The organism is Yoonia sp. (genome assembly GCF_046498525.1).
In the GTDB taxonomy this organism is placed as follows: domain Bacteria; phylum Pseudomonadota; class Alphaproteobacteria; order Rhodobacterales; family Rhodobacteraceae; genus Yoonia.
This window is the reverse complement of sequence record NZ_JAWOAN010000161.1, coordinates 1-8,000: the sequence shown is the minus strand read 5'-3', so window position 1 is coordinate 8,000 and position 8,000 is coordinate 1. Positions and strand designations below refer to the sequence as shown.

Sequence of the window (8,000 nt, the reverse complement as noted above, 5' to 3'; positions counted from 1 at the left end):
AAAACACCCAAAACTGGACGCGATATCGCTCGGCCTGCCCGCACTGCGCACGCAAGCTCGCTTGGTGTGAGCTGATTCCGCTGGTGAGTTTTGCCTTTCTTGGCCGCCGCTGTAGCAGCTGCGGGCAGAAGATTAGCTGGCAGTATCCTCTGGTCGAGCTTGCTGCCGGTGGCCTACTTGTTTTGTCATATGTCACCTTTGGCGCCACGGTCGGGGCAGTGATTACTGCAGCGGCCGGTATTATCCTGCTTTTCATCTACATCTACGATGCATGCACCATGCAGATTCCCGACCCGGCCGTCTGGAGCTTCAACGCTCTTCAAGCAACAGCTACGGACAATCCTGATCGATCTGACGACACGCGGCCCCAGTTTTGACAACGGCTGGGACAAGCTGATGGCTGGCGTGGCCTCCGGCTCCAAGGCGTTGACCCGCGCGATTCAGACCGGCGTGCTTTATCACTATATGCTTGCCACCTTTGGCACGGCGCTGGCTGTGCTTGCGGTCACGCTGTGGTTGCGTAGTACCGGCATTCCGGCAATGCCGTTTCCACAAGTGGAACTCTGGGACTGGCTGGTGTTCCTTCTGGTCCTGCTGGGAGCAGGACTGACGCTGATCACGAATTCGCGCATTGCCGCGATTGCCGGACTGGGTGTGGTCGGTATCGGCATCGCGATGATTTTCATTTTCTACAGCGCACCCGACGTCGCGATTACCCAGCTTCTGGTGGAAACGCTTGTGGTCGTGCTCTTTGCCGCTGCCGCTTTGAAACTGCCGCACCTGACACCGGAGCCACTGCGCAAGCGTTGGGTCGACGCCGTTGTCGCCATCGGCCTTGGTGTCGTAACCACCGTGATCCTGCTGAAGGTCACCGCCGGTCCGATCGACCGCGAGTTGACCACATTCTTCGAAACCGCAAGCTGGCCCGAAGCCTTCGGCCAGAACATCGTGAATGTGATCCTCGTGGACTTCCGCGCATTGGATACGTTCGGTGAAATCGCGGTCGTTCTGATCGCCGCCATCAGCATCTTTGCCTTGCTGAAAGCCAAGCCCGAGGAGGATAAACAATGAACTCCGTCATCCTGATCGCAGGGGCGCGCCTGCAGGCAGTGCTGCTTTTGGTCTTTTCGGCCTACATGCTTCTGCGCGGCCATAACGCACCCGGCGGCGGGTTCATCGGCGGGCTGATCGCGGCCACGGGGTTTGTCGTTTACGCGATTGCCTGCGGGACCGCCGATGCGCGCAAGGCGCTGCGGTTCGATCCCGGCAGCATCGCGGGCGCAGGTCTTGGGATCGCGCTTTTTGCAGGCATCCTGGCGGTGTTCTGGGGCGATGCATTCTTTACCGGACAGTGGCTTTTCATTGGCGCGACCGAGGACAGCAAGGGCATCCCTCTTTCCACAGTGCTGGTCTTTGACATCGGTGTGTATCTGGTTGTTCTGGGGGCGACCCTGTCGATTGCCTTTTCTTTGGAAGAGGCGGTCTGATGGAACAAATTATCTCCGTCCTGATCGGTATTCTAGTTGCCTCTGCGGTCTATCTGATGCTGGCGCGCAACCTTTTGCGGTTCCTGTTCGGACTGATCCTTTTGTCGAACGCGGCGAACCTGACAATCTTTGTCGCGGGCCGCCTGACGCCGGGTGCCCCGCCTTTGGTCCCCGATGGACTTGATACGCCCGTAGGTGTTGTAGCCAATGCCCTGCCACAAGCGCTGGTGCTGACCGCGATCGTTATCGGCTTTGGCCTTTTCGCCTTTGCCCTCATCCTTGCCTTCCGCGCTTATCAAAGCCTTGGCACCCTGAATACCGACGAGATGCGCGTCGCCGAACCTAAAGAAGTCAAAGAATGAGCTGGTATCTCACCCTTCCGCTGGTCATCCCCTTTGTGGCGGCGATCACAGCCTATCTTTTGCGGTCGTCGCCACTTGGCGCATGGGTGTCAATCATCGGTTCCGGCCTTGGACTGATTGCGTCTGGTGTGCTCATGGTCGTTGTGCTGGATGCAGGCGTCATTGCCGGTCAAATGGGCAACTGGCCTGCGCCTTTCGGCATTACCTTGGTCGCGGACCTGCTGTCGGCTGTCATGGTGCTGATCACGGCGATTACGGGCTTTGCCGTGGCGATTTATGCCTTGGGCGACATCACCGAACGTCAGGAAAAACTGGGCTATCACGCCTTGTTCCAGATGTTGCTGGCCGGTGTGACAGGTGCCTTTCTGACAGGTGACCTTTTCAACCTCTATGTCTGGTTCGAGGTCATGCTGATCGCCTCTTTCGGTCTGCTGATCCTGAACGGCGGGAAAGAACAGATAGACGGCGGCGTGAAATACGTGGCGCTCAACCTGATTTCGACGATCCTGTTCCTGACGGGCATCGGCCTGCTTTACGGCATGACCGGCACGCTGAACTTTGCCGATCTTGCGCTAAAGGTCGCACAGGTCGAAAATCAGGGCCTTCTGACCGTGGTCGCCATGATGTTCATGGTGGCCTTCGGGGTGAAAGCGGCGGTGTTCCCGCTGTTTTTCTGGCTGCCAGCGGCCTATCATACGCCAAGTTTTTCAGTGTCGGCCGTCTTTGCGGGCCTGCTGACCAAGGTCGGGGTCTACGCGTTGATCCGCATGTTCACGATGGTGTTCGACCACGACATCGGGTTCACACATTCAGTTCTGCTTTGGGTCGCGTGCCTGACTATGGTGATCGGCGTACTGGGGGCTGCAGCGCAATCGGATTTCCGAAAGATCCTGTCGTTCCACATCATCAGCCAGATCGGTTATATGATCCTTGGGCTTGCCCTGATGACCCCGCTCGCGCTGATGGGGGCCGTGTTCTATCTGGTCCACCACATCATCGTGAAAGCGAACCTTTTCCTGATCGCAGGCATCGCCAAGCGGTTGACGGGGGGCACCGATGTTTACAAGATTGGCGGGCTTTACAAATCAGCCCCCTTCCTTGCCATTCTGTTCCTGATTCCCGCGTTTTCGCTGGCGGGCTTTCCCCCGCTGTCAGGATTCTGGGCCAAATACATTATCGTCAAGGCGACGCTGGACGTCGAGATGTGGTTCGTCGCCTTCATCGCGCTGGCCGTGGGCCTGATGACAATCTATTCGATGACAAAAATCTGGGCAGAGGCGTTCTGGAAACCTCATCCTGACGGGATCGAACCGGAATTGAAAACGCTACCCAACAAGGCCGCGCAGCTAATTCCCGTGGCCGGACTGGCTGTCCTGACCATCATCATCGGCCTGAACCCCGAACCCTTTGTGATCTTCGCCGAGCGGACGACAGAACAACTGCTTGATCCGACCGCCTATATCACCACAGTGCTGGGAGAAGCGCGATGAACCTGTTTCTTCTCAACCTTTTCCTGGCCGTCACATGGGCCGGGCTGTGGGGCAGTTTCACGCTGACCCAACTGGCGTTCGGCTTCGTCATCGGTTTCATAACCCTGTGGATAGCGCAGCCGCTGTTCGGTGGGCCAAGCGGGTATTACCTGCGCGCCTACCGTATCGTGCGGCTGGTGCTGTTTTTCCTTTATGATCTGTGCGTGTCCAGCATCCGCGTCGCCTATGACGTGCTGACACCCACGGATCATAGCAACCCCGCGATCCTCGAAATGCCTTTGGACGTGAAATCGGATATCGAGATCCTTTTGGTTACGAACCTGATCTCTCTCACGCCCGGCACGCTCAGCCTTGACGTCACCCCCGACCGCAAGACCCTGATCGTGCATGCGATGTTCGCGGATGATCCCGATGCGGTGATCGCAAGCCTCAAATCTGGTATGGAACGTATGGTCAAAGAGGTATTCGAAGAATGACATCCGCTGCATTTCTTGACTGGTCCATCTATATCACCTTCGTGATGGTGATGCTGTCACTGGCCATCGCATTCATCCGGTTGGCCAAGGGGCCGAGCCTTGCCGACCGTGTCGTCGCCCTTGACATGATGACCGTTTCCATCATCGCCGTCTGCGGTGTCACCGCGGTCGCCACCGGCGTCGGCGCCCTGTTGGACGTGGCCCTTGTACTGGCGCTGGTGGGCTTTCTTGCCACCGTCGCGCTCGCCCGTTTCGCGGAACGACGCGATAGTCGCAAAAAGGAAAGCGGACATGATTGATATCATCATCGCCCTGTTTCTGCTCTTGGGCGGGTTCTTTGCCCTGATCGCGGCCATCGGCGTGCTGCGTCTGCCTGATGTGCTGACGCGCATGCACGCCTCGACCAAGGCCGGTGTGCTGGGCAGTAGCCTGATCCTGATCGGTGGCGCAATCTATCTGGCCGAGGTCGAAGTCACCGCGCGGGTCGTCGCGACGATCCTTTTCCTGATGCTCACCGCGCCTATCGGCGCGCATATGATCGGGCGGGCCTCTGTCGGTGATCTCAAAAAGAAGCACGATAAACCGGTTAATACCCCCTAAAGCCCTTGCAGAGGCCGCAAGGTGGCGGGCAACATGCAGCAACGCACCGCCAAGGGAGTTGCCGCCGTGTCCGAACCATATGATTTGCTTATTCAAGGCGGCCGGGTTGTCACGCCGACAGGGATTGTGACAGGTGATCTGGCTGTGCGCGGTGAAAAAATCGCGGCCATCGGCACCGATCTTGGCACCGCCGAAATCATCATTGATGCGGCAGGCAAATACGTGATGCCCGGCGGCGTTGATCCCCATGCCCACATCGAACAGATGTCCGGCATGGGCGTGATGAACGCGGACACTTTTGAAACGGCCACACGCTCGGCCGCGATGGGTGGGACAACAAGCGTGATTTCTTTTGCCGCGCAAGCCAAGGGTGAAAGGCTGGCAGACACGGTGTCGGATTACAGCGCCCGCGCAATCCGCGGTGCCATGATCGACTATGCCTTCCACATGACTGTGACAGATACGACTGTCCCCGATTTTGAAACGGATCTGGCCAGCTTGATCGCGGCTGGCAACCGATCGATAAAAGTATTCACGACCTACAATATCCAGCTGTCCGATGCGCAGATACTGGCTGTCATGTCCGCTGCGCGCGCCAACGGCGCTTTGGTCTGCGTACATGCGGAAACCGACGCGATCATCGCGCAGGCAAAGGCCGCCCTGATCGCCGCCGGCAAGACCGCCCCGCATTATCACCCCGCCTCGCATCCCCGCATGGCCGAGATCGAAGCGATCGAACGCATGTGCCGCTTTGCCGAATACCTTGGGCAACCGGTGATGATCTTTCATGTCTCGACCACCCAAGGGGCCGCCGCCGTGCGCGATGCCCGCGTGCGTGGCGCGCCGATCTGGGCCGAGACCTGCCCGCATTACCTGTTCATGACCGAAGACATCCTGCATCAGCCGGATCTGGAGGGCGCGAAATGGATGTGTTCGCCGCCGCAACGGCAGATGGCCGATCAAGAGGCACTTTGGCACGCACTCGATACAGGCGACCTGCAACTGGTATCTTCTGATCACGCCCCTTACCGCTTTGATGAAACCGGCAAGCTTTCAGCCGGGCCGGATGCCGGATTTCACGAGATCGCCAACGGTTTGCCGGGGCTGGAAACACGCCTGCCGCTGATGTTTGACGCGATGGTCAGCAAAGGGCGCGGCGGGCCGGAAGACTTTGCAAGGCTGACCGCCACCGCGCCTGCGGAAATCTACGGGCTGCAAGACAAAGGCCGTCTTGCGATCGGGATGCAGGCCGACATCACGCTGTGGGACCCCGACAAATCCGTCACCTACGACGAGAATGACCTGCACGACAACGTCGGTTATAACCCTTGGGTCGGACGCACGATCACCGGTTGGCCCACAGATGTCTGGCTGCGCGGCAATCACATCGTGCGGAACGGCACTTTTGCCGCCACCCCCGGCACCGGCGTCTGGATCGACCGCCCGACATTGGCGACACAAACCACCACACCCCAGCGCCAAGGATAGCCATGCCCCGCCCCGACACACCCAACACGCTTGCGATCACGTTCCTTTATTACCGTGATCTGCCTGCCGCGACGCGGTTCTATGAAGGTATTCTCGGCTTGCCGCTGGCGATTGATCAAGGCTGGTGCAAGATATATGAAATCTGCTTCGGCGCGCATGTGGGGTTGGTCGATGAAACCCGCGGCATGAACAAGTGGCAACCGGTCAAGACAGTGCAATTGTGCATCCGCGTACCAGACGTGGACGCATGGCACGCCTATGCCAAGGAAGAAAACCTCGATGGCCTGTCAGAGCTTTTCGTAAATGATGAAATCGGCATCCGCGCCTTCGTGTTCAACGATCCAGAAGGCTATCAGATCGAAATCCAGACAGCCACGCGGAACGGCGCATGAACAACGACACCCTTATCGTGATCAACCCGAATTCTTCACAGACCGTAACGGACGGGATCAAGCTTGCGCTTGATCCGTTGCGCAAATTCGGGACACCGATCCGTTGTCTGACATTGGTCGAAGGACCGCAGGGGATCGAGAACCAACGTCAGGCAGATCACACCATCGCGCCCATGCTGCGCCTTGCCGCGGCGCAAAAAGATGCGGCAGGCTATGTCATTGCCTGTTTCGGCGATCCGGGCCTGCATGCCTTGCGCGATCAAACCACCCTGCCCGTCGTGGGCATTCAGGAAGCGGCTGTGATGACCGCGCTGACCCTTGGCCAGCGCTTTGGTGTCATCGCAATCCTGCCCGCCTCGATCCCGCGCCACTTGCGGGCGTTCGGGGCCATGGGGGTTCTGGACCGGCTCGCAGGCGATCGGGCATTGGGCCTTTCTGTTGCCGATCTGGCCGATCCTGAAAAAAGCCTCGATGCGATGATCGACACCGGCAAACGCCTGCGCAACGAAGACGGCGCGAACGTCCTGATCATGGGCTGTGCAGGCATGGCGCACTATCGCAGCACGTTAGAGGCCGAAACCGGCTTGCCAGTGGTCGATCCCTGTCAGGCCGCTGCTGCCATGGCCATCAGCCAGATTACCCTGAACCTCAGCCATAAAGGAAACACCGATGCTGGATGAAACCGCGCAAGGCGTCTTTACCATTGCCGTGACACCCTTCTTGCCCGACGGGGCACTGGATTGGGACAGCATCGACCGCATGGTCGATTTCTATATCGAAAAAGGCGCGACCGGCCTGACGATCCTTGGCATGATGGGCGAGGCGGGCAAGTTGACGGCAGAGGAATCCATCGCCGTCGTCAAGCGGGTCACGGCGCGCAGCACGGTGCCGATTGTCGTCGGTGTCTCTGCGCCCGGGTTCGCGGCCATGAAGACGCTCAGCGATGCGGCCATGGATCTTGGCGCGGCGGGTGTGATGGTTGCGCCGCCGGCCAGCCTGAAAACCGACGATCAGATCTTGAACTATTATCGCAACGCCGCCGAAGCCTTGGGTGACGCGCCATTCGTGCTGCAGGACTTTCCGCTTGTCACGAATGTGGTGATCCCCACCAAGGTGATCCTGCAAATCGTACAGGACTGCCCGACCTGCGTGATGCTCAAACACGAAGACTGGCCGGGGTTGGAAAAGATCAGCGCCTTGCGCACGGCTTCTGACGCAGGGGCGCGACGCATTTCGATCCTGTGTGGCAATGGCGGGCTTTTCCTGTTGGAGGAAATGCTGCGCGGGGCGGACGGGGCCATGACCGGCTTTGCCTATCCCGAAATGATGGCGCAGGTCATCAGCGCCTATCGTAGTGGCAATCTCGATCACGCGCGCGATATTTTCGACGCCTATATGCCGATGGTGCGCTACGAGGCACAGCCCGGTCTGGGGCTGGCGATCCGCAAATACACGCTGGCACAGCGCGGGGTGATCGCACATGACACGCTGCGCAAACCCGGCGGTGGATTGAGCCCCACGACAAAAGCCGAGGTCGATGCCTTGGCTGTCCGGCAAGCGGCGCGGCGCGATGTTCTTGGTATCGCCTAGCCGAAATCGCCCGAAAACATAAGGTTACAGGCCATTGATTGACGGTTCCCTTGTAGGTTGTCTCCTTGCTTCCGTGCTCCCTGTTGTAAAGCAACGCTCCGATGGCTCCCATGGA

General features: G+C 59.0%; 12 protein-coding genes. All 12 read left to right on the top strand.

The genetic code is table 11. The annotated features are described in order from the left end of the window. Window positions 1–377 (top strand): prepilin peptidase (locus R6T97_RS10570; protein ID WP_410349260.1); only part of this gene is annotated, 377 nt, incomplete at its 5' end. A 19-nt stretch (window positions 378–396) separates the two neighbouring features. Continuing rightward, a complete protein-coding gene (mbhE, locus tag R6T97_RS10565; protein WP_410349259.1) occupies window positions 397–1,071 on the top strand; it encodes a hydrogen gas-evolving membrane-bound hydrogenase subunit E in 675 nt (224 codons plus the stop codon). After that, on the top strand, window positions 1,068–1,487 hold the full coding sequence (locus R6T97_RS10560) for a Na+/H+ antiporter subunit B (protein WP_410349258.1): 420 nt from the start codon (window positions 1,068–1,070) through the stop codon (window positions 1,485–1,487). The genes mbhE and R6T97_RS10560 overlap by 4 nt, the downstream gene beginning before the upstream one ends. Beyond that, a complete protein-coding gene (locus tag R6T97_RS10555; RefSeq protein WP_410349257.1) occupies window positions 1,487–1,849 on the top strand; it encodes a Na+/H+ antiporter subunit C in 363 nt (120 codons plus the stop codon). Before R6T97_RS10560 ends, R6T97_RS10555 begins: the two co-directional genes overlap by 1 nt. Continuing rightward, window positions 1,846–3,339, top strand: coding sequence for a Na+/H+ antiporter subunit D (locus R6T97_RS10550; protein WP_410349256.1), 1,494 nt, complete (start codon window positions 1,846–1,848; stop codon window positions 3,337–3,339). Before R6T97_RS10555 ends, R6T97_RS10550 begins: the two co-directional genes overlap by 4 nt. Beyond that, on the top strand, window positions 3,336–3,815 hold the full coding sequence (locus tag R6T97_RS10545; protein ID WP_410349255.1) for a Na+/H+ antiporter subunit E: 480 nt from the start codon (window positions 3,336–3,338) through the stop codon (window positions 3,813–3,815). Before R6T97_RS10550 ends, R6T97_RS10545 begins: the two co-directional genes overlap by 4 nt. Beyond that, window positions 3,812–4,114 carry a monovalent cation/H+ antiporter complex subunit F gene (locus tag R6T97_RS10540; RefSeq protein WP_410349254.1) on the top strand — a complete coding sequence of 101 codons (303 nt, stop codon included), beginning with the start codon at window positions 3,812–3,814 and terminating at the stop codon, window positions 4,112–4,114. The genes R6T97_RS10545 and R6T97_RS10540 overlap by 4 nt, the downstream gene beginning before the upstream one ends. Then, entirely contained in the window at window positions 4,107–4,415 is a 309-nt protein-coding gene (mnhG, locus tag R6T97_RS10535; protein ID WP_410349253.1) for a monovalent cation/H(+) antiporter subunit G, read from the top strand. The genes R6T97_RS10540 and mnhG overlap by 8 nt, the downstream gene beginning before the upstream one ends. 33 nt (window positions 4,416–4,448) lie before the next feature. Continuing rightward, window positions 4,449–5,903, top strand: coding sequence for a dihydropyrimidinase (gene hydA / locus R6T97_RS10530; protein ID WP_410349252.1), 1,455 nt, complete (start codon window positions 4,449–4,451; stop codon window positions 5,901–5,903). A 2-nt stretch (window positions 5,904–5,905) separates the two neighbouring features. Beyond that, entirely contained in the window at window positions 5,906–6,295 is a 390-nt protein-coding gene (locus tag R6T97_RS10525) for a VOC family protein (RefSeq protein WP_410349251.1), read from the top strand. Beyond that, a complete protein-coding gene (locus R6T97_RS10520; RefSeq protein ID WP_410349250.1) occupies window positions 6,292–6,975 on the top strand; it encodes an aspartate/glutamate racemase family protein in 684 nt (227 codons plus the stop codon). The genes R6T97_RS10525 and R6T97_RS10520 overlap by 4 nt, the downstream gene beginning before the upstream one ends. Continuing rightward, window positions 6,965–7,885 carry a dihydrodipicolinate synthase family protein gene (locus tag R6T97_RS10515; protein ID WP_410349249.1) on the top strand — a complete coding sequence of 307 codons (921 nt, stop codon included), beginning with the start codon at window positions 6,965–6,967 and terminating at the stop codon, window positions 7,883–7,885. The genes R6T97_RS10520 and R6T97_RS10515 overlap by 11 nt, the downstream gene beginning before the upstream one ends. Window positions 7,886–8,000 lie beyond the last annotated feature (115 nt).